This window comes from Streptomyces sp. NPDC046712 (genome assembly GCF_040645695.1).
In the GTDB taxonomy this organism is placed as follows: domain Bacteria; phylum Actinomycetota; class Actinomycetes; order Streptomycetales; family Streptomycetaceae; genus Streptomyces.
Genome location: NZ_JBEYYW010000030.1, coordinates 66,613 through 90,206 on the forward strand (window position 1 = coordinate 66,613; position 23,594 = coordinate 90,206).

24 protein-coding genes and 1 pseudogene are annotated in these 23,594 nt (G+C 69.3%); 17 read left to right on the forward strand and 8 right to left on the reverse strand.

Annotation, left to right across the window (positions count from 1 at the left end; genetic code table 11):
* Nucleotides 1-93: 93 nt before the first annotated feature.
* Nucleotides 94-2,322, reverse strand: a complete 2,229-nt coding sequence (locus tag ABZ939_RS30720) for an FUSC family protein (protein ID WP_361862309.1) — start codon at nucleotides 2,320-2,322, stop codon at nucleotides 94-96.
* Between the two features lie 120 nt (nucleotides 2,323-2,442).
* On the reverse strand, nucleotides 2,443-4,353 hold the full coding sequence (locus ABZ939_RS30725; RefSeq protein WP_361862312.1) for a S41 family peptidase: 1,911 nt from the start codon (nucleotides 4,351-4,353) through the stop codon (nucleotides 2,443-2,445).
* A 423-nt stretch (nucleotides 4,354-4,776) separates the two neighbouring features.
* On the opposite strand from ABZ939_RS30725, the gene ABZ939_RS30730 reads away from it, so the two are divergent.
* The 4 genes from ABZ939_RS30730 (at nucleotide 4,777) to ABZ939_RS30745 (ending at nucleotide 6,148) form a co-directional block, all read left to right on the forward strand.
* Entirely contained in the window at nucleotides 4,777-4,908 is a 132-nt protein-coding gene (locus tag ABZ939_RS30730; RefSeq protein WP_361862315.1) for a hypothetical protein, read from the forward strand.
* Between the two features lie 95 nt (nucleotides 4,909-5,003).
* Nucleotides 5,004-5,339 carry a hypothetical protein gene (locus tag ABZ939_RS30735; protein WP_361862318.1) on the forward strand — a complete coding sequence of 112 codons (336 nt, stop codon included), beginning with the start codon at nucleotides 5,004-5,006 and terminating at the stop codon, nucleotides 5,337-5,339.
* A 41-nt stretch (nucleotides 5,340-5,380) separates the two neighbouring features.
* On the forward strand, nucleotides 5,381-5,479 hold the full coding sequence (locus ABZ939_RS30740; protein WP_361862320.1) for a hypothetical protein: 99 nt from the start codon (nucleotides 5,381-5,383) through the stop codon (nucleotides 5,477-5,479).
* Between the two features lie 270 nt (nucleotides 5,480-5,749).
* Nucleotides 5,750-6,148 (forward strand): VOC family protein, encoded by a 399-nt coding sequence (locus tag ABZ939_RS30745; protein WP_361862323.1) that lies wholly within the window; start codon nucleotides 5,750-5,752, stop codon nucleotides 6,146-6,148.
* A 46-nt stretch (nucleotides 6,149-6,194) separates the two neighbouring features.
* On the opposite strand, the gene ABZ939_RS30750 is transcribed toward ABZ939_RS30745, so the two are convergent.
* Nucleotides 6,195-6,533: a DUF6233 domain-containing protein gene (locus tag ABZ939_RS30750; RefSeq protein WP_361862326.1), complete on the reverse strand. Its 339-nt coding sequence runs from the start codon at nucleotides 6,531-6,533 to the stop codon at nucleotides 6,195-6,197.
* Nucleotides 6,534-6,859: 326 nt separating this feature from the next.
* On the opposite strand from ABZ939_RS30750, the gene ABZ939_RS30755 reads away from it, so the two are divergent.
* A complete protein-coding gene (locus ABZ939_RS30755; protein WP_361862328.1) occupies nucleotides 6,860-7,099 on the forward strand; it encodes a hypothetical protein in 240 nt (79 codons plus the stop codon).
* Between the two features lie 210 nt (nucleotides 7,100-7,309).
* Here ABZ939_RS30755 and ABZ939_RS30760 read toward each other — a convergent pair whose 3' ends face one another.
* On the reverse strand, nucleotides 7,310-8,083 hold the full coding sequence (locus ABZ939_RS30760) for a polysaccharide deacetylase family protein (RefSeq protein ID WP_361862331.1): 774 nt from the start codon (nucleotides 8,081-8,083) through the stop codon (nucleotides 7,310-7,312).
* Between the two features lie 441 nt (nucleotides 8,084-8,524).
* On the opposite strand from ABZ939_RS30760, the gene ABZ939_RS30765 reads away from it, so the two are divergent.
* From ABZ939_RS30765 to ABZ939_RS30800, 8 genes are all read left to right on the forward strand, one after another.
* Nucleotides 8,525-8,608, forward strand: coding sequence for a putative leader peptide (locus ABZ939_RS30765; RefSeq protein ID WP_361862390.1), 84 nt, complete (start codon nucleotides 8,525-8,527; stop codon nucleotides 8,606-8,608).
* A 280-nt stretch (nucleotides 8,609-8,888) separates the two neighbouring features.
* Nucleotides 8,889-9,956 (forward strand): ABC transporter substrate-binding protein, encoded by a 1,068-nt coding sequence (locus tag ABZ939_RS30770; protein WP_361862333.1) that lies wholly within the window; start codon nucleotides 8,889-8,891, stop codon nucleotides 9,954-9,956.
* Nucleotides 9,957-9,960: 4 nt separating this feature from the next.
* Nucleotides 9,961-10,812: an ABC transporter ATP-binding protein gene (locus tag ABZ939_RS30775; protein WP_361862336.1), complete on the forward strand. Its 852-nt coding sequence runs from the start codon at nucleotides 9,961-9,963 to the stop codon at nucleotides 10,810-10,812.
* Nucleotides 10,809-11,744 (forward strand): ABC transporter permease, encoded by a 936-nt coding sequence (locus ABZ939_RS30780; protein WP_361862339.1) that lies wholly within the window; start codon nucleotides 10,809-10,811, stop codon nucleotides 11,742-11,744. The genes ABZ939_RS30775 and ABZ939_RS30780 overlap by 4 nt, the downstream gene beginning before the upstream one ends.
* Before the next feature lie 61 nt (nucleotides 11,745-11,805).
* A complete protein-coding gene (locus ABZ939_RS30785) occupies nucleotides 11,806-13,161 on the forward strand; it encodes an LLM class flavin-dependent oxidoreductase (protein WP_361862342.1) in 1,356 nt (451 codons plus the stop codon).
* Entirely contained in the window at nucleotides 13,158-14,762 is a 1,605-nt protein-coding gene (locus tag ABZ939_RS30790) for an FAD-binding protein (RefSeq protein ID WP_361862345.1), read from the forward strand. The genes ABZ939_RS30785 and ABZ939_RS30790 overlap by 4 nt, the downstream gene beginning before the upstream one ends.
* Nucleotides 14,759-15,127 (forward strand): ferredoxin family protein, encoded by a 369-nt coding sequence (locus tag ABZ939_RS30795; protein WP_361862348.1) that lies wholly within the window; start codon nucleotides 14,759-14,761, stop codon nucleotides 15,125-15,127. Before ABZ939_RS30790 ends, ABZ939_RS30795 begins: the two co-directional genes overlap by 4 nt.
* 24 nt (nucleotides 15,128-15,151) lie before the next feature.
* The gene (locus tag ABZ939_RS30800) at nucleotides 15,152-16,051 is read left to right on the forward strand and encodes a TauD/TfdA family dioxygenase (RefSeq protein ID WP_361862351.1); all 900 of its coding nucleotides are present in this window, start codon (nucleotides 15,152-15,154) and stop codon (nucleotides 16,049-16,051) included.
* A 179-nt stretch (nucleotides 16,052-16,230) separates the two neighbouring features.
* Here ABZ939_RS30800 and ABZ939_RS30805 read toward each other — a convergent pair whose 3' ends face one another.
* Entirely contained in the window at nucleotides 16,231-17,283 is a 1,053-nt protein-coding gene (locus tag ABZ939_RS30805) for a serine hydrolase domain-containing protein (RefSeq protein WP_361862393.1), read from the reverse strand.
* 362 nt (nucleotides 17,284-17,645) lie between these two features.
* Here ABZ939_RS30805 and ABZ939_RS30810 point away from each other — a divergent pair, with 362 nt between their 5' ends.
* Nucleotides 17,646-18,074 carry a hypothetical protein gene (locus ABZ939_RS30810; RefSeq protein ID WP_361862354.1) on the forward strand — a complete coding sequence of 143 codons (429 nt, stop codon included), beginning with the start codon at nucleotides 17,646-17,648 and terminating at the stop codon, nucleotides 18,072-18,074.
* Between the two features lie 264 nt (nucleotides 18,075-18,338).
* On the opposite strand, the gene ABZ939_RS30815 is transcribed toward ABZ939_RS30810, so the two are convergent.
* Nucleotides 18,339-19,607 (reverse strand): hypothetical protein, encoded by a 1,269-nt coding sequence (locus ABZ939_RS30815; RefSeq protein WP_361862357.1) that lies wholly within the window; start codon nucleotides 19,605-19,607, stop codon nucleotides 18,339-18,341.
* Between the two features lie 306 nt (nucleotides 19,608-19,913).
* Between ABZ939_RS30815 and ABZ939_RS30820 the strand changes: the two genes are divergently transcribed.
* The 3 genes from ABZ939_RS30820 (at nucleotide 19,914) to ABZ939_RS30830 (ending at nucleotide 22,091) form a co-directional block, all read left to right on the forward strand.
* Nucleotides 19,914-20,285: a hypothetical protein gene (locus ABZ939_RS30820; RefSeq protein ID WP_361862360.1), complete on the forward strand. Its 372-nt coding sequence runs from the start codon at nucleotides 19,914-19,916 to the stop codon at nucleotides 20,283-20,285.
* A 611-nt stretch (nucleotides 20,286-20,896) separates the two neighbouring features.
* A complete protein-coding gene (locus tag ABZ939_RS30825; protein ID WP_361862363.1) occupies nucleotides 20,897-21,346 on the forward strand; it encodes an STAS domain-containing protein in 450 nt (149 codons plus the stop codon).
* 25 nt (nucleotides 21,347-21,371) lie between these two features.
* Nucleotides 21,372-22,091, forward strand: coding sequence for an SMI1/KNR4 family protein (locus ABZ939_RS30830; RefSeq protein ID WP_361862366.1), 720 nt, complete (start codon nucleotides 21,372-21,374; stop codon nucleotides 22,089-22,091).
* A gap of 114 nt (nucleotides 22,092-22,205) precedes the next feature.
* Here ABZ939_RS30830 and ABZ939_RS30835 read toward each other — a convergent pair.
* A pseudogene (locus tag ABZ939_RS30835) lies at nucleotides 22,206-22,301 on the reverse strand (Ku protein); the annotation flags it as partial.
* A 461-nt stretch (nucleotides 22,302-22,762) separates the two neighbouring features.
* The gene (locus ABZ939_RS30840) at nucleotides 22,763-23,443 is read right to left on the reverse strand and encodes a hypothetical protein (RefSeq protein ID WP_361862369.1); all 681 of its coding nucleotides are present in this window, start codon (nucleotides 23,441-23,443) and stop codon (nucleotides 22,763-22,765) included.
* Between the last annotated feature and the right edge of the window lie 151 nt (nucleotides 23,444-23,594).

Consider the following 23,594-nt stretch of genomic DNA (forward strand, 5'->3'; position numbering starts at 1 on the left):
CGCTCGCGTTCGACTTCCGCGTCGAGCCACGGACACCGCGCGTCCGACGCTTGCCGGACACCCCGAACGGTCCCGGATCGACCTGACGCTACGTCATGGAGGGTGCGAGGACCGGTCGATCCGTTCCAGGTCCTGGAGCATCGCCGCCAGCCAGGCCTCCACCGCGTAGAAGCTGCCCGGCGCCTCGTCCGGTGCCGTTTCCGACGCGTCGGCTGCCGTGGGAGACGCGTCGAGCGCCGAGGGGGGTGGGGCGTCCCACATCGGGTCCAGGACGGCGGACAGCAGCAGCATCCGGCCCGCCACCCGGTCCCCGAGCCTGGTCACGACCTCCGCCACCGCGGGCTCCAGCGGCGCCACGACGATGGGCTCCGCCGCGCCCTCCGCCGGCAGGGTCGGCGGCGGCGCCAGCAGCCGCTCGGAGCCCCATAGCGTGTGGTGCCCGGTCAGCAGTACCGCCTGCCAGTCGACCGGCCGCTTTCCGGGCGGGCGGCCGGATCCGGGCACCCCTGCCGTCGGGCCCCGCGGTTCGCTCTGGAACTGCGCGTAGGCCGTCTCGGAGAGGACGAGCGAGTGCCGGAGTACGCCGCTCACGGGCGGCCTGCCCGGATCCCGTAGCCCTCCGGCCGCGATGGTCGACGCCGTGGCGACGACGGCTTCGGCGGCGGCGCGCAGCAGCACGGCGCTCGAGCGCCGTACCTCGGTCTGCGCGCCGCGCGGCCAGGCGAGCAGGCCGAAGGCGGCGCCGACCGCGCTCCCGATCAGCACGTCGAGGAGCCGGACCTCGGCAAGCCGCCAGGTGGCCACCGTCAGCTGGGCGAACACCATGGAGACCACCAGCGCGAAGAACGCCTGCGCCCAGCCGACACCCTTCACCGGCCCCACCGTGAAGGTGATCAGCAGCAGCGGGGGCACCATGGCCGCGTACACCGTGGTGTCCGTCCCGATCAGGGCGAGCAGCCCCGCTGTGCACAGGGCCCCGATCAGGGTCCCGGCGAGTGCCTGGCGGATGCTGCCCCAGGTCGCGCCCAGGGTCGTGCGGGTCAGCGTCAGCGTCGCGAGGAGTGCCCAGAAGCCGTGCGGCAGGGTGGCCAGTCCGGCGACGGCCCGGGCGGCTGCCAGCGCCAGACTGATCCGCACCGCGTTCTGGAAGAAGACCGACCGGCTTCCCGCGTTGCCCACCAGCCGTCGCCACCACAGCTGCGGCGCCCGCATCCTCGCGTACCAGAATTGGCCGACGGGCAGTTCGGCCCCGTCGACGAGCCGTCCCCCCACGGCCAGTCCGGCGGCCGTGGACAGCGCCAGCGCGGCGTCGGCCACTTCGAACAGGGCCGCGCGGCGGCGCAGCGTCTCGGGGGCGGCCGACCGGGTCGGTAGGGCGGCCAGCAGCGCCCGCTCCTGGGCAGGTCCGGAGTGCGCCGCCCCCGCTCCGGGGCCGCCGCGCAGCAGCGCGGCGGTGTCCGCCGCGGACCGCCCGACGGCGCGCAACAGGTCCAGGCCGGGGTCCTCCGGAGTCCGGCCCGGCTGGACGGCGGGTAGCCGTGCCAGTCGGTTGAGGAGCGTTCGTGCCGAAAGGCCGGTGTGGGCCAGGCCCCGGGAACGGACCCCGGCCCCGGCGGGCCGCTCGGCCTCCGGAACCTGCGAGGGCCGCAGCGCCTCGGCAGCGGCTCTGGCCGCCTCCGCGGTCGCCGGTGACAGTCCGAACGGGGCGCGGGACAGCTCCCCGGCGACGCGTTCGGCGGTGACGGCGGCGCGTGCGGCGATTTCCCGGTACGGCACGGTTGGGGGTTCGGGGAACACGAAGGTCTCGGCGAGGACCAGCAGGAGGATTCCGACCGTGGTCCCGGCCAGCCTCTCGTCCAGGGTTTCGGGGGCGTACGGCGGGAAGGACGGCAGGATGAACAGCAGCTGGAGCCCTGGCGCGGCGCCCGCCGGGCGTGGCCCGCCCACGGCGACGAAGGCCAGCGCGAAGCCGATGACGAGCATCCCGGCCACCGCGCTCCAGGTGCGTACGGCCAGGAACGTGCCCACCGCGACCACCACCCAGGCGGCCGGAAGCAGCTTCAGCAGGACGACGGCCCGCTGCCGCCCGGTCCCCGGGATGCGCGAGAGGCCGGCCAGCGACACAGCGGCGAAGAGCGCGTACGTGGCCGCGACGGGCTGATCGAACCCGTACAGGAACAGATAGAACCCGGCCCCCGCGGCCAGCGTGACACGCAGCGAGCGGCGGCCCGCGCCCACGTAGGCGTCGGGCAGCCGGAGCACACCGCTCACCCGGCCCGCCCCTTTGGCGCCCGGGCGGCCGCCGGCACCGTCGGCACCCATGCCACCAGGATCGGACACCCGCCGCGCCCCGGCACCCCACGCCTTGTTGCGGGGTGGCACGATCGATCAGCCGACGGCGTCACCTGCCGCCGCTCCCCGGCCCGGTCCGATCACCCTGTTCTACAGGCGCCGGCTGCGGGCGGCGACGAGCTTGCCCCCGGCGAATCCGTCCACTCGCACCGACTCGGCGGCCGTCGCCCCCGGCACCACGACCTCGGCCTGGCCGTCGGGGATGTCCACGGACGTGCGGGGCCGCTGGTCGAGGTACACGTCCACGCGATCGACGTTGGCCGTCTTGAGCATGAGACGGAGCGAGCCGTCGGCGCGTGTGGCGTCCGTGATGGTCAACTCCCGTACCGGCTGCGCCTTGAGGAGTTCGCCGGCACGTGCCATGAGATCGGCGTTGCCCTCCAGGAGGTCCCGGCGAGTCATCCGGTGACGCGCGTCCGGCACGACGCCGAGGTCCTCCAGGGGCGTACCGGCCCGGTCGCCGACCCGCAGAGACCGGCGGATCGAAACGCGCATGCCCGCTCCGTTCGGCAGCGGGCGGTACGGCGAGGGGGTGACCGGGAAGGTGATGATGTCGGCCTGCGCCCACACATTGGCGCCGCCGGCCCCCGTGTTGTCGTCGGTGCCGAGCACGGTGCCGATCTTGTGGTCCTGGAAGCCCGCGGCGAACATGTCGGTGGCGGAGTAGCAGCGGGCGTTGGTGATGAGAACGACCGGGCCGAAGTACTGCTGTCCGATGGCGTTGGCGGAGGCCTCCGGGGTGATGGGCAGGGCGTCGGAGAAGGCGGCGCCGATCTCGACGGCCTGCTCCATGGACTTCACCCAGGGGCGGAGGCTGGGGCTGCTGCGGCAGATCCGCAGATTGAGGGGGGTGTTGATGAATTGGAACGGTTCCGGCGTGATCCGACGTGGTGTCAGGGTCTGGAGGATGAACTCCGATGCCAAGATCGAGCCGCCGCCGTTGTCACGCACGTCGACGATCAGACCGTTCTGGGGCAGCAGCCCGATGAGCCGGATGAACTCCTCGACGAAGGCACCGGAGTCCAGGACGAAGAAGGTGTGGATACGGATGTGACCGAAGGTGCCTGAGGGGGTCTGGACGGTGCGGGCGGTGAAGACGTTCGGCATCATGCTGACGATCTCGCCCGCCGCGGAGTCGGGGGATTCTCCCGCCTCCACGGCCCGCTGCTGCTCGATCACGTGCGGGGCGAAGAGCATGACGTTGGCCCGGGAGATCTCGTCGCCCTCGTAGTCCATGCCCATGAGGAGCGCGGCCTCACCGAGCGGGCCGGTCATCGGTGGGAGGTTCTCCACGATCTGCCAGTTCTCACGCAGCTCGTGCGCGACGCCGTCGGTGCCTGTGTAGCTGACGGTCACCCACTCCTCGAACGGGGGCAGATGGGCTGAGAGGGAGCGCACCGTCAGTGACTGGATGCCTCGGCTGCGGCGCGCCGCCGTGTTGCTTCCGGCGAACCGCGCGGCGTTGAGTTCGACGGCCTGCTCGATGGGGATGCCACTCCAGTGGGTGATCTCGACGCCCGGTTCGAAGCCCGGTGCGGAGAACCCCTGGGTGATGCGGGTGACCAGGAATCGGGGCTTCGGTCCATCGGTGCACTCTTCGACCCGGAAGGGAAGGAAGGCGATCTTCTTGGCGAACGGCGCGGGCAGCTGGTAGTTGGTGTGCAGGTCCCGGACCGAGTGGAACACCTTGGACATCTCCGAGTGGAAGATCCACTCGGGCGGCATGGTCTCGTCCGTCTGCTGCTCCAGCTGCCGGCGGATGAGACGGAGCCGTTGTACGGGGTTGACCGCGTGCATCGCGATCTTCAGGGGCAGGTGTACGTAGTTCTGCTCCATCAGCACCAGGGCCTGATCGACGAGGAGCATCCTCTGCTCCAGCGTGAGCGTTCCGGCGCCCGCCAGGAAGGTTTCGAGTTGCGTGGCGGCCGCCAGACGCTCACGGACCGGCGCGGCCGTTCGCGTGAGGTACTCGGCAGTGGCGTCGGTGGTGACTCGGCCCATGATGCCTCCGTTGGTCGGTGTCAACTGTTCCCAGTCATCGGCCGGCTGTGCCCCGATCGATAGAGCCCACAAATCAGTTCACCCGTCCAGCCCCTGGGCCGGGGTCCCGGGGCGCCTCTCGCCACGCCGAACGGCGTTGATGCCTCTATTGAGTACGTGGCAGCGCCCCTCATCCAGGAGTGGCACCGTGCCTGCGCATGACCTCCTTGTCCTGACCGCCGAGGTGACGGCAGCTCCGGCAAGAGGGCGGTGACCTATACACAGTCGGTGTCACGCAGCATGGGGCCCGCTCGGTCGACCCGGTGCTCACAAGGCGGTTGCCGGCCACATTCCTGCCTGAGTCCGCCATCCCCTACCTCGGCCTGCTGCCGCTCGCGCTGGGCCTCAAGGCCGTGTGGCAGGCGTGGAAGGACCGCGACCGCGGTGAGCTGGTATTTCGCCACCCGTCCGGTCATCGCCAATGCCCTGGCCCGCTGGGGCCACATCCTGCTACCGCTGATGCTGGTCAGCGTCGGTCTGGTCATCCTGATCGAAGACGGCGCCTTCGGGCTGTGAACCGGCACGGCACCGCCCTTGCAACCAGTACCTCGATACGGGTTTACCGTCGGAGGTGTCCCTCCAGCAGGGACGTGATGACGGGAGTGAGCGCGATGAGCGATCTTGCCTGGGAGCCGCAGGCCTGCACCCTGCCCACCGACGAGCGGCCCCTGCGGGTCGCCGAATGGGATGCGCTGATCTCCGAGCGACTGACCTCGCTGTCGCGGCCCCAGCCGCTCCACCTGCGCCTTGACCTGGAGGGCGGAGAGGGTGTCGAGGACCGGGTCCGCGACCTGGTGGAGCGCGAGAGCGGCTGCTGCTCGTTCTTCACGTTCACCACCACCCCTGCCGAGAGCCTGATCCGGCTGGACATCTCGGTGGACCAGGCGCACGAGGCGGTCCTGGACGCCCTCGCTGCACGCGCCTCTGCCGCCGGGGAGCGGCGCTGAGCACGGGCCTGCACAGCGGGCAGGTCGCCGAGGCGGCCGGGGTGAACATCCAGACGCTGCGCTACTACGAGCGGCGCGGCCTGCGGGCCGTCCCGTCGCCGGGCTCCAGGACCGGGCTGCGGCCAAGCTCGCCGAGGTAGACACGTAGATCGCCGGCCTGACCACCCGCCGCAGTGCCCCCCGGCAGCCGCCGTCCATGCCGAGTGCGTCGACCTGACCGTCTGCGCGTCCAGCGCCAGCTGCCCCGTCCCCTTCACCGACCTCGTCGAGGAGCACCGCCAGGCGAGACCCGCGATGTCGCTGAGATGCGCAAGCAGCTCAGTCCCGACACCGAGGCGGCGTCGCGGGTCGATCTTGGGCGGCGTAGCGTGGATATAGGGGTCCCACCACCGTAGGAAGAGGTGGCTGCCATGCCCGACGCACAGGGGATCGGACACCTCACGCTGACCGTCAGCGACGTCAAGCGGAGTGCGGAGTTTTACAACCGGTTGTTCGGGACGCAGACCATGATGGACGTCAAGGACGAGTTCGGGCCCTTCGTGGCCTGCGCCGGTCCCGCCTTCGTCGTCGGCTTCCGGACCCACCCGGCCACGAGTGCGGCGGGTTCCTTCGACGCCGCACGGGTCGGCCTGGACCACGTCGCCTTCCACGTGGGCGACCGGGGCGAGCTGGAGGCCTGGGAGTCGTGTCTCGACGAAGAGGGGATCTCCCACTCCGGAATCGTCGAGGACCCCGGTGGCCTGCACCTGAATTTCAAGGACCCGGACGGAATCGCCCTGGAGATCTTCTGCGCGGCCCAGCCGGGCTGATCCAGAGCTGATCGCTGTGCCAGCCGTTTTCAGCCGGTGGAAGGGTTCAGTCGAGGATGCCGAGGTCGGAGTCGGGCCTGCAGATTTCGCAGGCCCGTATCCCGCCCGCGGTGAGAGCTTGGCGGGCTTCGTCACGGCCGAGCGGCCGGGTGTTCTTCCCGGCCAGGCGGCAGTCCCCGATGTGAATGCTGTCCGCGACGGGGCGGCCGCGCTCGCGGAGGTAGGAGAGAACCCACCCGGGGCCTTCGGGCAGCAGGCGGAGCGGGCGCATCGCGGCCTCGCGGGTCTCGATCTCGGCGATCCGGGCGCGGACCCGGTCCAGGGACAGCACGAGCCAGTGCTCCAGAGTCCGGAGCCGTGGCAGGTCTGGCGGGAGCTCGGACATCACGTCACGCGGAGGCGGCGAGGACGCGCACGCGCCTCTGCAGCTCGGCGACCTCGGGCTGGTGTGTCTGACACAAGGGCGAGCCGCCGATCCCGTACCTGTGACAGGGGGCCTGGCACTTCGCGCACCTGCCAAGGAAGTGGGGCGGGCACATGTTCGCGGGGAGGTTCCGCGGGGCGGGGGTGGGTGTGGCCATGGCGCGCTTCCTCGGGGTCGGGGGGAGGAGGGGGCTGGTGCCGTTCCCGATGAGGGTGGAACTCGCGTTTCCCTCGAGTCGGGTGTGGCAGGACGTGCACGATAATTCGAACAGATGCTCTAATCATTCTATGAGGCGCCACCCCTTCCCCGAAGACCTCGTCACCGCCCAGCGATCCTGGGCCGCGGTCTACGCCGAGCTCGCCCGCCCCGGCACGGCCCGCACGACCGTGCTGCGCCGCCGCCTCCTGCATTTGTCGGCCGCCGTGTACTTCCATCCGTACTGGGACCACCCCCGCCCGGCGGCCGGGCGGGCGGACCTGGCAGACCTGGTTCGTACCGAGCGCGACCGCGCAGGGAACGCGTCATGACCGGGCCCTCGCCTCCGACCCCCGCGCCGTCGAGCAGTTCCTGGGGTCGCTCCCCGGCCGCGCCCCGCTACGGCATCGGCCCCGCCCAGGCCACCCAGCTGGAGGTCTACGGACTCCACTCCCTCGCCGCGCCCGCGGCCAGGGAGGAGGAGACCGTCGTCTGCCGGATCCTCGGGGGCAACCCTGCGCGCAAACGGCCACGGCCGGGGCTCAGCGCACCGGGAAGCCGAAGGAGTAGCCCTGCTCCTTGAGTCGGGGAAGGAGCAGGCGCAGGGCCTCGACGGTCTGGGTACGGTCACCGCCCGCGTCGTGGAAGAGAAGAGTCGGTCCGCCCGGCAGTTCCCGCTCGACGGTGGCCACGATGGCGTTCGTGCCCGGACGCTCGAAATCCTTGCTGTCCACGTTCCAGCCCAGCGGGCGCATGCCCCGGGAAGCGGCCAGCTGGCGGCTGTAAGGGGTGAAAGCCCCGCCGGGTGCCCGGTAGTACATCGGCTGCACACCCCCGGATGCCTCGGTGATCATGCGCTCGGCGTCGAGTATCTGCTGGGACTGGTAGCTCTGGGAGGCCTTGTCCATGGCGGTGTCGTGCGACACGGAGTGGTTGCACAGCCGGTGCCCGGCCGCGACCACCTTCTTCACGAGGTCCGGGTGGGCCTGCGCCTGTGTCCCCACCATGCAGAACGTGGCCTTCACCCCGTACTCGCGCAGCAGGTCCAGCACTTGAGGGGTCCACACAGGGTGGGGGCCGTCATCGATGGTGACGTTGACGCCGCGCGCTCCCGCCTCCGAGGCGTGGGCGATGGTCGCTGCGACCGGCTTGACGTCACTGCGCGGCGTGGCCGGTGCGTTCGCCTTTGGCGGCGAGTCACCCCCCGTACCAGCCTGCGCGGTCCACACCGAGGCGCCGGTGGCCAGCAACGTCACCCCGAGCGCCGCCCCGACCATCTTGCCGTGCCAGCCCCGCCCACCACCGTGTCGCGCCATGTCCGCCCCCTGTTCCTGCAGTCCCTCACCGGTGCCCTGGTCGACTTGCGACCACCTGTCAGGACGAGGCGCGGCGGCCAAGGGATGCGTCCGTTACCGATCACGGACAATTCCGGGGGAGTTCGCGGACAATCTCCGCGAGCGGCCGGAACCCTGCGCAGCGCATCCGAGGAAGGCCGGCTGACCACAGCCCGGCCGGTTCGGAACCCGTGCTCAACAGGCTGCCCGGCGTGACCACTCGGCCGCCGCCGAGTTACTCGATCATGAGATTCGACGCATGATCAAATTCTCGACGCTCGCCGGCACATGAAGCGTTTTCCGTGCCTCGCATCGGGCGATTTGTGAACGCGGCACTTCGCGCGTATGTCACGCGATTCAATATGCGAGACGCTGCCGGAAGAGACATTGACGTGTCCGGTTTTCGCTGCAAACCTCTTGGCCATGAGCACGTCCGAGAACCTCGCCGCGCGGCTCCACGTCGACCTGCGACGTCAAGCCGGCGCCATCTGTTCCGTCGGTTGGTAGGTCCGCCGACAGGCGCCTCGCTCCTGCTCTCTCCGCCGTGGACTACTGTGCCGTGCCGTGCCACTGCGGTAACTGATCCGATTCCTCACTGAATTCTCAGGCGAGGTTTCCTTTCCGCCGCTCGGGTCTGTCATGCCTTGCCCCGAATCCCGGCGCACCTTTTCTGGCCGACCTTGCCCCAGGCCGGGCAGCCCATCTCGTTGTCAGTTCTCGCACGGCATGCGGAAAACTCGGCAAAAACACACTCCAGCCGTTCCATCGAACGTGAACAGGACTTTCCATGACTACGACGGCGTCGACCCGACGACAGTTCCTCACTCTGCTCGGTCTCTCCGCGGTCGCGGTTGGCTGCGGCACGACGGCAGCAGGCGTCTCCGGCAAGGGCCAGACCCGGACACTGCGGTATCAGGGTTGGGCAGGACAGGTCACGTTGCCGGAGTTGGCCGAGGACCTCGGCTACCTGGAGGACGTGAAGCTGGAGTGGGTCGGCAACACGATCAGCGGGCCGCAGGACATCCAGTCCGCGGCCACCGGGCAGACGGACTTCGGCGGAGCTTTCAACGGCGCGGTCGTCAAACTGGCCGCGAACAAGTCGCCCATCAAGGCTGTCATCAGCTATTACGGCTCCGACAAGCATGCCTACAACGGCTACTACGTCCTCGAGGACAGTCCGATCCGCTCCGCCCGCGATCTGACCGGCAAGAAAGTCGGGATGAACACCCTCGGAGCCCACGCGGAGGCCATGCTCGACATCTATCTCCAGCGAGGTGGTCTGTCCGAGGAAGAGATCGACAAGGTCGAGCCACTGGTGGTTCCTCCGGTGAACACCGAGCAGTCGCTGCGCCAGAAGCAGATCGACGTGGCCGTTCTCGGCGGCATTCTGCGCGACAAGGCCCTGGCAGCCGGGGGAATTCGGCCGCTCTTCACGGACTTCGAACTGCTCGGCGCCTTCAGCGCCGGAAGTTACGTGATGACGGACCGCTTCCTCAAGCAGAACCCCGACACGGCCCGGACCTTCGTCACCGCGGTGGGACGGGCCATCGAGTGGTCGCGCAGCACTCCTCACGCAGAGGTCATCGCCCGGATGACGGACATCGTGAAGAAGCGCGGACGGAACGAGGACACCGCGCCCCTGAAGTACTGGCGGTCCTTCGGCGTCGCCGAGACGGCGGGCCGGATCACCGGCAAGGAACTCCAGCTCTGGATCGACTGGTTGGCCGAGCGGGGCGACATCCGGAAGGGCCAGGTCACGTTGGGCGACCTCTTCACCAATGAGTTCAACAGAGCCGGTGGGGGCGGCACTGCGCCTGCCTCGCCGTCCTCCTCCGCCTCGAAGAGCGGGAGCTGATCCCATGCCGGCATCCACCACACCCAAGATCGTGTTCGAGGCCGTACGGAAGGTCTTCAAGGTCAAGGACTCGACAACGAAGGGAGGTTCGGGGACACGAAAGTCCAGGGAGTTCACGGCCGTCGACGGCATCGACCTGGAGATAGCGGCAGGCGAGTTCGTCGTCCTGGTCGGCCCCAGCGGCTGCGGCAAGTCGACGCTGCTGGATCTCCTCGGCGGCCTCGCCCGGCCCACCGGGGGACGGATCCTGCTCGATGGCGAACCCGTCACCGGTCCCGGCCTGAACCGGGGCATCGTCTTCCAGCAGTACGCGCTGCTGCCCTGGCGTACGGCTCAGGGAAACGTCGAGTTCGGCCTGGAGGCCACCGGTGTACCGCGCCGCGAACGGGGAGCACGGGCAAGGGAGTTCCTGGACCTGGTCGGCCTGTCCGGGTTCGAGAGTCGCCATCCGCACGAGCTGTCGGGTGGGATGCGGCAGCGGGTGGCGATCGCCCGCAGCCTCGCCTACGACCCGGACGTGCTGCTCATGGACGAGCCGTTCGCCGCGCTGGACGCACAGACCCGTGAGTCGTTGCAGGACGAACTGCTCCGCATCTGGCAGCGCACCGGAAAGACCATCGTCTTCATCACGCACAGCATCGACGAAGCCGTCTATCTGGGTCAGCGCGTCGCCGTCATGACGTCCAGGCCGGGCCGGATCAAGCAGATCGTGCCGGTCGCCCTCGACTCCCGCACCACCACGGACGACCTCCGTTCCAGTCCCGAGTTCGCACACCACCGCCACGAGATCTGGTCGCTGCTCCACGACGAGGTGGCCAGAGCTCAGCAGTTGGAGAAGGAGGAGGCTTCCGTATGAGCCTCACGACTGGCACGTCCACCGAAACGACGCCCCCAGCGGGACCGGTGAGCCTCGCCGAAGCCATCCATGCCCCCTCCCTCTCCTCGCCGGTGTCACCTCCGGCGCCGTCGCAGCGCCGAGCCCCCGCCCGGGAGACATTCGTCCACCGGGCGGCCCACCGACTGCTGTCCCTCCTGGCGGCCGGGGCCACCAAGTCCGCGGCGATCGTGGCTCTGCTGCTGCTGTGGGAGACCGCGCCACGGCTCGGGCTGGTCGACCAGACCTTCCTGCCACCGTTCAGCGAGGTCGCCGCCGCCTGGTGGGAGCTGGCGGCCGACGGTCAGCTCGCCGACAACACCTACGCCAGCCTGGTCCGATCGTTCAGCGGATTCGGTCTGGCCGTGGCCGTCGCCGTACCTCTCGGTCTGCTGATCGGCTGGTACCGGCCTGTCGCCGCTCTGCTCGGTCCGCTGCTGGAGGTGTTCCGCAACACCGCCGCGCTGGCCCTGCTGCCGGTCTTCGTCCTGCTGCTGGGCATCGGCGAGACCTCGAAGATCTCCATCGTGGTGTACGCGTGCACCTGGCCGATCCTGCTCAACACGATCAGCGCGGTACGCCATGCCGACCCCACGCTGCTGAAGCTCGCGAAGTCGATGGACCTGTCCACGCCCCGTCTGTTCCAGAAGGTCATCCTGCCGTCCGCCGTGCCGGTGATGTTCACCGGCATCCGGCTGGCCGGAGCGGTGTCGATCCTGGTGCTGGTCGCCGCCGAGATGATCGGGGCGAAGGCAGGGCTCGGCTATCTGATCAACTCCTCGCAGTACAACTTCGCGATACCGCAGATGTACGCGGGCATCATCACGATCTCCGCCATCGGCGTGGCCTTCAACCAGCTTCTGGTGGCCCTGGAACGCCGGCTCAGCTCCTGGCGCGTATCCGGCGACGACTGAACCCGCCACCCTCTCGCCTCGCCGCCCCCGATCGTCTCCCCCCCCCGGATCCGAGGAACCCATGACCGCGACCAACCCCCGCCAACTGCATCTCAACGCCTTTCTGATGAACGCCGGTCACCATGACGCCGCCTGGCGCCACCCCCGCACCCAGCCCGAGCGGGTCACCGATCTGCGCTACTTCCAGGAGCTCGCCCAGACCGCCGAGCGCGGCCTGCTCGACTCGGTCTTCCTTGCCGACGGTCTCGCCCTGTGGGGGAACGCCCGGTACAACGCGCTCGGCGGCTTCGAACCGCTCACCCTGCTGTCCGCGCTGGCGGCGGTCACCGAGCACGTCGGACTGATCGCCACCGTCTCCACCACCTTCAACGAGCCCTTCCACACGGCCCGCAAGTTCGCCTCCCTGGATCACATCAGCGGCGGCCGGGCCGGCTGGAACATCGTCACCTCCGGCACCGTGAACGAGGCCCGCAACTTCGGGCAGGACGAGCACCTGGAGCACCGGCTTCGCTACGAGCGGGCTCGGGAGTTCGTCGACGTCGCCACCAAGCTGTGGGACAGCTGGGAGGACGACGCGATCCTGCTCGACCGAGACCGCGGTGTCTACGCGGACACCGACCGGGTGCGGGAGATCAACCACCGCGGGGACTACTTCGGGGTGCAGGGTCCGCTGAACGTTCCGCGCAGTCCGCAGGGCCACCCGCTGCTGGTGCAGGCCGGTTCGTCGGAGGATGGCAAGGAGTTCGCCGCGCAGTACGCCGAGGCCGTCTTCACCGCCCAGCAGACCCTCGCCGACGGCCAGGCCTTCTACAAGGACCTCAAGTCCCGGCTCGCGCACCACGGCCGCGCCGAGGACCAGTTGCTCGTACTTCCCGGTATCGCCCCTGTCATCGGCTCGACCGAGGCCGAGGCACGCGCGCTGGAGCAGGAACTCACGGAGCTGCAGATCCCCGAGTACGGGCTCGCCCAGCTGTCCGGGATGCTCGGCACCGACCTGACGGGGCTGCCGCTGGACGGGCCGCTGCCCGAGCTGCCGGAGGAGCGGGACATCAACGGCAACAAGAGCCGCTTCACGCTCGTCGCCGACCTGGCCCGTCGCGACGGCCTCACCCTGCGCGAGCTCATCGCCCGCCTCGGTGCCGGCCGCGGCCACCGGGTGTTCGCCGGCACCCCCGAGCAGATAGCCGACCAGATCCAGGAGTGGTTCACCCAGGGCGCCGCCGACGGCTTCAACATCATGCCGCCCCATCTGCCGGGCGGCCTGGAGGACTTCGTCGACCACGTCGTACCGATCCTGCAGCGCCGCGGCCTGTACCGCACCGAGTACACCGGCCGTACCCTGCGCGAACACTACGGCCTGGCACGCCCCGCCAACCGGCTGGCCGCGGCGGTCGCAGCCGACGGACGGCCCGTATGACCGGGCTCGACCTCGTCTCGGACGTCCTGGTGGTCGGCGGAGGGCCCGCGGCGACGTGGGCCGCGCTCAAGGCGGCCCAGGCCGGCGCGGACGTGATTCTGGCCGACAAGGGCTACTGCGGCACGAGCGGCGCCACCGCCTCCAGTGGTACCGGAGTCTGGTACGTCCCGCCGGAACACGCCGCGCGCGAAGCCGCCATGGCGAGCCGGGAGGCACTGGGCGGGTTTCTGGCCGACCGGCGCTGGATGGCGCGGGTGCTCGACCAGACCTACGCGGGCATGAACGAGCTGGCGGCGGCCGGACGCTATCCCTTCCCGACAGGGCCGGACGGAAAGGAGTTCAGGAACGGCCTGCAGGGGCCGGAGTACATGCGCAGGATGCGGATCCGCGTCCAGCGGGCCGGGGTGCGCATCCTCGACCACAGCCCGGTCACCGAACTCCTCACCGACTCCTCCGGGGCCGTCGCCGGGGCCAGGGGCCACCAGCGCCAGGCCGGGCAGCCGTACGAGGTGCGCGCCGGGGCGGTCGTCCTTGCCACCGGCGGCTGTGCGTTCCTCAGCGGTGCGCTGGGCTGCAACGTCAACACCGGCGACGGTGCGCTGTTCGCCGCCGAAGCGGGCGCGGAACTGTCCGGCATGGAGTTCTCCAACGCCTACGGCATCGCGCCCGAGGGCACCTCCGTCACCAAGACCGCGTTCTACTCCTTCGCGACCTTCTACCGCGAGGACGGCACGGTCCTGGAGGGCGCGGCCAGCCAGGGCGGCCGGTCCGTGATCGCGAGGACGCTGCTCAGCGAGAAGGTGTACTGCCGCCTGGACCAGGCGGACGCGGCAGCCCGGCAGGCGATGCGGCTGGCCCAGCCGAACTTCTTCCTCACCTTCGACCGGCTCGGCATCGACCCCTTCACGCAGCGCTTCGGCGTCACACTGCTCGCCGAGGGCACCGTGCGCGGCACCGGCGGCATCCGCATCACCGGCGACGACTGCTCCACCACCGTCCCCGGGCTGTACGCGGCCGGGGACGCCGCCACCCGCGAGCTGATCTGCGGCGGCTTCACCGGTGGTGGCAGCCACAACGCCGCGTGGGCCATCTCCTCCGGCACGTGGGCAGGTGTAGGTGCGGCCCGCCACGCCTTCTCCCTCGGCGTCCGCGCCGGCACGAGGCGCCTCGCGGCGGCAGGCGGAGCCGGGCTCCGGCCGGCCGGCACACCAGGCCCCGCCGACGGATTCCAGGACGTCATCACCGCGGTCCAGGCCGAAGTGCTGCCGTACGAGAAGAACTACCTCCGCCACGGCGACCAGCTCGCCGCCTCTCTGCTGGTGCTCGACAGCGTCTGGCAAGAGCTGCGCGCCACGCTGCACGCCGAGGGCGGGAATGTCGTGCGGGCCCGGCAGGCGTCGGCGATGGCGGCGCACGCCCGCTGGATGTACGCCGCGGCGCTCGCCCGCACCGAGACCCGCGGCATGGCCAAGCGACTCGACTTCCCGACGCAGGATCCCCGGCAGCACCACCGCATCGTCACAGGCGGCCTCGACCGGGTCTGGACCCGGCCCGAGCCCCTGACAACCACACCGGACGTACCCCTGGAGGTGGCTTCGTGATCGAACTGGTCTCGGCGGAACGCTGTATCACCTGCGACAAGTGCATCAAGGTCTGCCCCACCGACGTCTTCGACCGGGGCGAGGACGGCATCCCGGTGCTCGCCCGCCGCGAAGACTGCCAGACCTGCTTCCAGTGCGAGGCGAACTGCCCGGCCGACGCGCTGTACGTCGCCCCCCAGACCCGCCCGCTGCCCGACGGCCTCGCCGCCCGCGACGAGGAGCACCTGGCCCGTACCGGCCTGCTCGGCAGCTACCGCCGGCACATCGGCTGGGGACGCGGCCGCACACCCGGCGCGCTACGAGCCGTCGGTCCTTCCCTCGGCCCACCAGGGGCCAAGGGCGCCTCACTGCCCATCACCTCCTGATCACCTCCCGAAGGGACCCCGCACATGACCACCAGCACAGGCTTCGACATCCGCAGGATCGGCGGCCGTATCGGCGCGGAGATCCTCGGCGTGGACCTCGGCGCCGAACTCGACCCCGCCGTCGTCACCGAGATCAACTCCGCGCTCCTGGAACACAAGGCGCTCGTCTTCCGCGACCAGCAGCTCGACGACGCAGGCCAGCTCCGCTTCGCCTCCCTCTTCGGCGAGCTCACCACCGCGCACCCCACCGTCCCCTCCGTCGACGGCCGGCCCCAGATCCTGCCCGTCGACGGCGACGAGGGCATCCGCGCCAACCACTGGCACACGGACGTCACCTTCGTCCGTACGCCCCCGAAGGCGTCCACGCTGCGCAGCATCGTGGTCCCGCCCTACGGCGGCAACACCCTCATCGCCAACGCGGGCGCCGCCTACCGGGATCTGCCCGAGCCGCTGCGCGAGCTGGCCGACAAGCTGTGGGCGGTGCACACCAACGATTACGACTACGCCGCCCCGAGGAGCGAGAAAGCCGCCGAGCACCGCAAGCAGTTCGTCTCCAGGAAGTACCGCACCGCCCACCCGGTCGTCCGAGTCCACCCCGAGACGGGGGAGCGCGGGCTGTTCATCGGCGGCTTCGCCCAGAGCATCATCGGCCTCGCCCCCGCCGAATCCCGCGACCTGCTGCGCATCTTCCAGTCGTACGTCACCCGCCCCGAGAACATCGTGCGCGTGGCTTGGCAGCCGGGCGACCTCGTCCTGTTCGACAACCGCATCACCCAGCACTACGCCCCCGACGACTACGGCGACCTGCCCCGACTGCTGCACCGGGTGACCGTCGCGGGGGATGTCCCGGCCGGTGTCGACGGCATACTCAGCTACGTCATCGAGGGCGACGACGCCGCCCACTACACACCGTCGGCGGGCTGAACTCCCCTCGGCCGCCGGGCGGGTGCCCCTGCCCGGCGGCCCAGGGCCACCCCCGTCCGGCCGCAGCGCTCCCCGACCGGCGCACGGACGAACCGCGGACGGCAGCAGATCCTGCTCGCTCGGGGAACTGGGAGCGGGAGCGGGCAGCCCGTGCGGGCTCCGACTGCCTGCCGCCGCCGTCAGAGCAGTCCGCTGTAGGCGGCCATCACGATCTCCATGCCGCGGTTGTCCTCCTGCTGGTCCCGGTCGATCATCTGGTTCATGACATAGGCCACCGTCATACGTGAGTCGGGATCGCTCGCGACCAGCGAGCCGCCCCAGCCGCCCCAGCCGAAGGTGTTGCCGAACTTACCGAAGCCCACCGTCCATGACATCGGCGTCCGCAGGACGCGATCCTCGCCCCGGAACACCTCCTGCCACGCGGGCTCGCAACCCTGGGGGGACAGCAGCCGCACGCCGCCGGCCGAGCCCCGGTTCGCCAGTACCGACTGGACGAGGGCGACCGATCGAGCGTTGCCGAAGCCGTTCACCGCGGGGATCTGCGCACGGCGCCAGGCCACGGAGTTGACGTCCTTGACCCGGATCGCGGCACCGGTGTTCTCCCGGGATGCGCCATCCGGTCCGGGCGGTGCGCTGGCGGCGTACTCGTCGGTCAGTGACGGCGGCGGGATGAGCGGTGCGACGCGGTGGTCATGCTCGGCAGAGAGCCCGATGTGGAAGTCCGCGCCCAGCGGTTCGGCCACTTCCTCGGCGAAGAACTCGCCGAGGCTGCGGCCGGTGATGCGGCGGACGATCTCACCGACAAGGAACCCGAAGGTGAGCGCGTGATAGCCGGCGGCCGTTCCGGGTTCCCATTCGGGCGCCTGCGCGGCCAGCCCTGACGTCACGCTCTCCCAGTCGTAGAGCTGCTCGACCGCCGTCAGCCCGGACAGGTCCGGCAGCCCTGCGGTGTGCGACAGCACGTGCCGTACCAGCACGCTCTCCTTGCCGGCCGTGGCGAACTCGGGCCAGTAGGCGGCGACCGGCGCGGACAGGTCGAGCTCGCCCCGGTCGGCCAAGATCAGCGCGCACAGAGCGGTCATGTTCTTGGTCGTCGAGTTCACGGCGGTGAGGGTGTCGCGCTCCCAGCCGACGGAACGGTCCGCATCGGCGTACCCGCCCCAGATATCGACCACCGGCTCGCCGTCGATGTAGACGGCCGCCGAGGCGCCCACGTCGTCCTTGCCGAGCAAGGCTGCAAGGGCCTCACGAACCGCCGCGAACCGCGGTTCACACAATCCGTAGATATCTGTCACGGGCGAAGCCTCAGGCGTCGTCGCCACACCGGTCAACCGAATTACGGCCGACGAAGTCCGCGGGTCGACCAGCAGGAGCTGTTCCATCAATGGTCCTTCGGGCCAGATGCCGCCGAGGTCACCGCGCCGGCCGATCATGCCCGTCCGCAGGGCATCCCACCACGGCTCCGCCCTCCCTCCCCGAAGGAAGGGCGATACAAGCAATTTAGGCATGTACAGATCAAGGCGTCATCTGACAGCCTTGCGCTCCTCGCGACTCCTGACACGTAGTCACGGAGTCCAACGGACCAAGGGGAGACATGCGCAGACTTCGCAGAGCCCTGCTCGCCGTTCCCGCTGCCATCGGACTGACGCTCGCCCTTCCGAGCAGCGCCTGGGCCGCGACCGGCAGTGCCAGCAACTACATGTGGGCGGGTCACGCCAGCGCCACGTGGACGTGGTCGGGGCCCGGCAGGCTGACCAACATCGACCTCCACGTCGAGGACGACAACTGCAACAGCAACCCGGTCTACGCCCAGCTCAGGGTGACCCGGTCGAACGGTGGGGTCTGGTACACGAGCACCCACCGGTACGACTACAACGGGTGCAGCGGCTCCGGCACGAACCACAACGACCTCACGCTGTCCGACGGTTACAACATCAAGTACATCGCCCTGTACGTATGCAACGACGGCACCTTCAACGACTGCATCGTGGGGCCGAACTCAAGCGCCAATCCGCTCGCCTGATTTCCCCTGGCGCCATGAATGTTGGGGCGGTCTGTTGTGACGCCCCAGCATGTCTTCCGCCTCTCGGCCAGGAATGCATGCGCCGATCCCGGGAAGACGAAGATCGGCGCCTCCTCCTCCCCGACGAAGGAGGGGGCGTCTCTCACGGGACTCGTCCGCCACTCGCGTGCGCTCTCCTCGAGGGTCAGGTCCCGACTACTTCTGTTCCCTTGTCGAGCCTGAGACCGGCGGCTTCGGCTGGGCGACAGGACGAGCCGGCATCGCCTACGGCCTGACGGCGTACACATAGCGGCTGAACGGCGCCCTGCGGTCGAGGTCGCTCGGGTCGTCGCTTTCGTGATCGTTCGCGTATTCGCCAAGAGTCCACAGCGCCGCCCGGCCATTGATCCGGCTGTAGCTGAGGTCTTCACAGCCGATGTTGAGGTACGACTCGCGCCTTCCCGTGGCCGCCCCCTCCCGCCACGACCTCAGTTGGCCCGGCTTCTTCGTACCGTGGCTCGATGCGAAGTAGTACCTTCCGTCGGCCGCCCTGACCGCGCCCTGCACACGGACTTCTCCGTTCGCGGCGGCTTGCCAGGAGGATCGCGCGCTGCTCAGGTAGCCACTGCTCTGGCTCCCGAGTTCCCATCGCGCCAGCCGGCAGCTCCCGCGCGGCCGGTACTCGCTCACCAGCAGCGCGGGCCGGCGCCTCGTGCGGTCCAGCGAGACCTGCGAGAACGTGAACTCTTGTGTCGCGCTGCCGCTGGCGTCGTAGGCGTAGCACTGGGGCAGGACGTAGTCGTACTCGTGCGCGTGAAACGTACCGTCTGCCTGGCGGCCGAGCCCGGGCCCCTTGGTGACCTTGAAGATCCGGTCCAGGTCGTACACCCGTAAGCCGGTCGTCCCCACCATGCTGTCCGCGACATAGAGCTTGTTGCCGTACCAGGCGATGCCGCCCGCGTGCAGGTCCGACTCGCGGAAGTCGTACTGATCTCCGCCGTCGTAGCGGAGCCCGTACGGCTCCACGAGCAGCACGTGCTGGTACGTCGGGTCGCCTGCGGCGTTCCAGCTGACGACGCTGATCCGCGCGCCCTGCTTCTCGGCCGCGAGCCTGCCGTACCAGGACACCAGCAGCGTGACGGGGGCCGAGCCGTTCGCGTCGTAGTTGGTGGTGATGCCCTGCGGCCGCCAGTTCTTGTCGACGAAGTCGGCATTCGCCCAGCGGAACGCGTACAGCAGCTCTTCCGGCTCCTTGTCAGGGCGGGGCTTCGTCCCGTCGTCCTGGTCCTCCGGCCACCGGGTGACCCGGTCCGCCTTCAGGGCCGGCGTCCTCGTCAGGACCTCGCCCAGGGAGACCGGCCCCCCGAGTAAGGAACTCAGCCCGTTGATGGCCCTCCGGTAGCTGTAGGCCGACGCCCACGTGGGAGCGGCGCGCTTCTTGAGCCTGTACCGCTCCGCCGCCGCGGCCTCGCCGGGGAGGGCCAGCCCGCCCGCCGCCGCTGCGACCGGGGCCGCTGCCATTCCGCGCAGGATCGTTCTCCGTGTGGTGTCCATGGCGAGGGATCGTAGGGCGGTCCGCTTCGTTCAACCCCGTCCCAGCCTGTCCCGGACATGTCCCAGCCTCGTCGACGAGATTCCGGTGCGACTCAACTGGGCCCCGACAGAAGGGATCTCACCACGATGTCCGTCCCCGTGGCCCGCACCGGCTCGGCGGCACCGGCAACGTCATGGGACCCGGAGTCGGAGGCAGGCGAGGGTGACCATGGCTCGGTAGTGGGTGGCGGGTTTGTCGTCTGATCGACCCCACCCGGCTCAGGGACACCCTCCTGGGCGAACGCCGCTGACCGGCACAATGTCCCGATGACCCTCTTCAGCTGCGGGAACTGTCGGAAGCCACTCACCGGAGATCTCAAGGAAGCACGCCCCTCGCGGAACACCGACCAGCGGTCCCGCCATCGGATCGCCCCTCCGCGGATGGTCCAGGGCGCCTACGCGATCAGCCAGGACGCCAGTCTCTTCATCCTGCATCCCGACGACGTACCGGGAACGGCTCCGCACCCGGACCATGAGCGCCGCAACGGCTGCTGCGGACTCGACGGCCAGGATGGGCCCAATCTCGTCTGCGCAGCCTGCGGCGCCGATGTCGCCACCAAACAGTCAGACTGCTGGACCCAGAACCTGGTGGCGCTGACCGCCGCCGCAGTCGTCAGCGGAGCCGAATCGCCAGCCTGAACTCGTTGACTCTCGGCGCTGCCTCGCGCACGTTCGCCGGAACATGTGCGCTTGGCTGAAGGTCTTCTGGCCGCCGCCACCGTGAGCGCCACGACCCTCGCACCGCTCTCGGACGAGGTCCGGAGGGCCAGGTGCTTCGGCGTCGTGGGACCTGGTGCTCGAACCAGTCCGACGGCACTGAGGTCTCCGATCCCGTCCTGCGGGCGCGATTAGATCGGCCGGCCCGATCCTCGGGTCGGCGACTGACGTCGTAGACGTGAACGCATGACGAGCCAACGGCATGGCATCCCGGCGAGATCGTGCCAGACAGTGGGATCTACGAATGCGATGGCAGCGAGCATCATTGGAGCACCGATGTGAAGGGGGCACCGGTTCCCGCCGCTGCCGACGGGCTGTGCGGGTGAGTTCTGGACGCTGAAGACGCAGGCCCATCCCGAGACCTACCCGGGCTGACCTGGGTTGATCGTTCCGCGTGGGCGGGTCGGCGTAGCATCAGGACCTGGGCACCACCATGCAGCACGATCCATACCGGCCGCGACGCAGCTCCTGCTGTGGGGCCCACGGGGCGGCAGCGTCGCCTCATCATTCGGGGTCACGAAAGGGCGGGCGCCATGGTTACGTGGTTGCACGACCGGCGGAGGCACTCCTCGCCCCCGACCACGGATCACAAGACGTTTTCAGACCCGACCGGTGCCGCCCAGGTCACCCTCGATCACACCAGCAGCTCGTGGGAGTACGTCCTGCGGGCCAGCGGCGAGTTCGACCTGGAGACCGTCGGATGCCTGCAGCTCGCCTTGCACGCCGTACCGCAGACTCCCGCCGGCCGGACGGTGATCGACGTCTCCGGTGTTACTTTCGGTGACTCCTCGTTCCTCCACGTCCTCATCGGCGCGCACTTCCAACAGAACCGCCTGACCATCGCGGGTCCGCTGCCGACCGAGCTCCGTCGTCTGTTCGAGCTCACCGGAACCCTGCGCATGTTCGACATCGTGCCGCACTACGCGCTGAAGCAGCCTGACCATAGGTCGTCGGGCGTCCGTGAGCCGCGCGGAGAGGCCTGACGAGCAGGGCGGCTATCGTCCTGGCATGACACAGGGGTTCGATCTTGTTGAGTCGCTCCGCAGGGGCGTAGAAGGCCACCGCAGTGCGGCATGGACCTTCATCCAGAACTTCGCTGCCCACTGGGTCGGCGGCGTTGTGGAGAACGGTGACGGGTGGACCGCGGACGATCTGATCGCTGCCGAGGAGCGACTGGGTCTCCGCCTGCCGGCGGCGTTGCGCGAGGCGTATCTGCTGTTCGGGCGTCGGGAAGATCTCACCAGCAATCACGATGTGCTGCTCAGCCCGGCCGAGCTGTACGTGGATGAAGCCAAGGAGGCCCTGGTCTTCCGGCACGAGAACCAGGGAGTCGCGTCCTGGGGCCTCCTCCTCGACAACCTCGAGGAGGACGATCCTGCGGTGTTCATCCGGCTTGATCTTGCCGACAAGAGCGCCGAGCGATGGGAGGAGTGGCTGGATCGTCTCTCCCTCTGCTTCGTCGAAATCGTTCTGTCCGAGTCCCTCCAGGCTGATGAAGAGCTCTGCGACTTCCTCGACCCGGATGACGAAAGCATCGAGCTGCTGGAGACGAACTCCGTGCGTCTGCCGTTCCCGACGTACCCCATCGGCGAGGAGACCCGGTGGTTCCTGGCGCAGGACGTCCTTCTGCGTGACGACGCCGGCGCGGCCATTCTGGCCCGCGGGCGTACAGCAAAAGACCTGGACCGTGTTCGTGAACTGATCCCGGGCAACTGGCTCAACGCATAGCGCCGACGACCCCCAAGACCCTGCTCGACCGAGCTACCCACGTTGCCCCAGGTCTTCTGGCCATGCAGCTCACGCTTCACCATCGGGCTGAAGCCCGATGCACCGCGATGAGACCCGGTAGCGGATCCGGCTGCCGTCCTCGACGTTGATCTGTCGGAACGAGACGGAGTGGCTCTCGGAGGCCGCTTTCAGCTTGATCGGTACCGCTATCTAGAGGCGGTTGTCGGGTGTGAGGGACGTGAGGTCAGGGCTCCTTCGTCTGTGTGACTGATGGATTCATCAGTCGGCGGTGAGCTATGACCTGGTGGTTTGGGATGGTGCGCCTCCGCGCGAAAACGACGAAGCAGGCTCGGTCTTCGACAAGCTCTTCGACCGCTACCTGGACTCGAAAGACGTGGTCGTACCGCCGTCGACACGCGTCCTCGCCTACGTCGAGGCCCTCGTCGAGCGGTATCCCGACCATGCCGCAGATAGTCCCTGGGCATCACCGCCGGTCATCGATGAAGCCTCGGGCGCCAGACCCGGCTGGGCCTCAGTGCGCGGTGGCACACGCCCTCTCGCATTCGGGGTGAACACTGTCTCGTGGACTGCGACCGGTCCAGAAGGCGCGGATACGAAAGGGCCCCTGGACGGACCGCCGCGTCCCTCCAGGGCCGCGAATGGGGCGGGTGTCACTCCACGCGGTGGCGGTAGGCTTCGACCAGGTACGGCCCGTGCCCGAAGGCCGTGCTGACACGTTCGAGCCGACTGTAGACCCCAGCGGATACCGGGCAATCGAACCGCACGAGGGCATGCAGCAGGAACCGGAAGGCCAGCTCCGGGCAGACCTCCCTTGCACACCGTTCAATGGTCGCGCGTGTGGCCACGAACGACTCGCCTTCCCTTGCGGCACGCGCCCCGTCCAGCAGACTCGTCAGGTCGGGAACCTCGGTAGTCAGGCGTTGATGTCCGACTGCTGCCGGTCCTGTTCCGTCGGGCATGCACACAGTCGGGGCGGCCCACAGCGATTCCGAAGCACCCCGGGACTGGGCGAGCGGTGCGAGCGCTGCCAGCAGTTGGTCCAGCCAGGCCCGTCGGGCTCCGCCGAACGTGGGAGAGCCACCGAGCGGGTCCCCCGGAGCTTCCCACAGCAGGTCCAGTTCCGCAGGGGTGAGAGGGGAGCGATTCAGCCGTACGAGATCCTCAAGGACCAGGACCAGGCCGGTGGGATCGCCGTCCGGGCCCCAGTACGCCAGGGCATGCTCAACCGGCCCCGGGGCGTCCAGCGGCCAATCATTGTGGTAGGAACCGCAAAGTCCCGTCACCCCGAAGTCGAAGGCCAGCCACTCGTGCTGGGATTCCGGGTCGTGCATGGCATGTCTCCTGATATGGGGTAGGCGGTCTTGATCCAGAAGCCGCCGGGCTTGTACGACTTGTCGGCCACCAGGGTCACCTTGAGTTTGTTGCTGGTTGTCGCAGAGCAGCTCCCGTAGCCGGTCGGCGCTGTCGCCCAGGGAGCCGGAG

Bases quoted from the DNA above. Each gene is read 5' to 3' on its own strand.
- ABZ939_RS30720 (WP_361862309.1), bottom strand. From the start codon at position 2,322: ATGGGTGCCGACGGTGCCGGCGGCCGCCCGGGCGCCAAAGGGGCGGGC.
- ABZ939_RS30725 (WP_361862312.1), bottom strand. From the start codon at position 4,353: ATGGGCCGAGTCACCACCGACGCCACTGCCGAGTACCTCACGCGAACG.
- ABZ939_RS30735 (WP_361862318.1), top strand. From the start codon at position 5,004: ATGAGCGATCTTGCCTGGGAGCCGCAGGCCTGCACCCTGCCCACCGAC.
- ABZ939_RS30745 (WP_361862323.1), top strand. From the start codon at position 5,750: ATGCCCGACGCACAGGGGATCGGACACCTCACGCTGACCGTCAGCGAC.
- ABZ939_RS30750 (WP_361862326.1), bottom strand. From the start codon at position 6,533: ATGTCCGAGCTCCCGCCAGACCTGCCACGGCTCCGGACTCTGGAGCAC.
- ABZ939_RS30755 (WP_361862328.1), top strand. From the start codon at position 6,860: ATGAGGCGCCACCCCTTCCCCGAAGACCTCGTCACCGCCCAGCGATCC.
- ABZ939_RS30760 (WP_361862331.1), bottom strand. From the start codon at position 8,083: ATGGCGCGACACGGTGGTGGGCGGGGCTGGCACGGCAAGATGGTCGGG.
- ABZ939_RS30765 (WP_361862390.1), top strand. From the start codon at position 8,525: ATGAGCACGTCCGAGAACCTCGCCGCGCGGCTCCACGTCGACCTGCGA.
- ABZ939_RS30770 (WP_361862333.1), top strand. From the start codon at position 8,889: ATGACTACGACGGCGTCGACCCGACGACAGTTCCTCACTCTGCTCGGT.
- ABZ939_RS30775 (WP_361862336.1), top strand. From the start codon at position 9,961: ATGCCGGCATCCACCACACCCAAGATCGTGTTCGAGGCCGTACGGAAG.
- ABZ939_RS30780 (WP_361862339.1), top strand. From the start codon at position 10,809: ATGAGCCTCACGACTGGCACGTCCACCGAAACGACGCCCCCAGCGGGA.
- ABZ939_RS30785 (WP_361862342.1), top strand. From the start codon at position 11,806: ATGACCGCGACCAACCCCCGCCAACTGCATCTCAACGCCTTTCTGATG.
- ABZ939_RS30790 (WP_361862345.1), top strand. From the start codon at position 13,158: ATGACCGGGCTCGACCTCGTCTCGGACGTCCTGGTGGTCGGCGGAGGG.
- ABZ939_RS30800 (WP_361862351.1), top strand. From the start codon at position 15,152: ATGACCACCAGCACAGGCTTCGACATCCGCAGGATCGGCGGCCGTATC.
- ABZ939_RS30810 (WP_361862354.1), top strand. From the start codon at position 17,646: ATGCGCAGACTTCGCAGAGCCCTGCTCGCCGTTCCCGCTGCCATCGGA.
- ABZ939_RS30815 (WP_361862357.1), bottom strand. From the start codon at position 19,607: ATGGACACCACACGGAGAACGATCCTGCGCGGAATGGCAGCGGCCCCG.
- ABZ939_RS30820 (WP_361862360.1), top strand. From the start codon at position 19,914: ATGACCCTCTTCAGCTGCGGGAACTGTCGGAAGCCACTCACCGGAGAT.
- ABZ939_RS30825 (WP_361862363.1), top strand. From the start codon at position 20,897: ATGGTTACGTGGTTGCACGACCGGCGGAGGCACTCCTCGCCCCCGACC.
- ABZ939_RS30830 (WP_361862366.1), top strand. From the start codon at position 21,372: ATGACACAGGGGTTCGATCTTGTTGAGTCGCTCCGCAGGGGCGTAGAA.
- ABZ939_RS30840 (WP_361862369.1), bottom strand. From the start codon at position 23,443: ATGCACGACCCGGAATCCCAGCACGAGTGGCTGGCCTTCGACTTCGGG.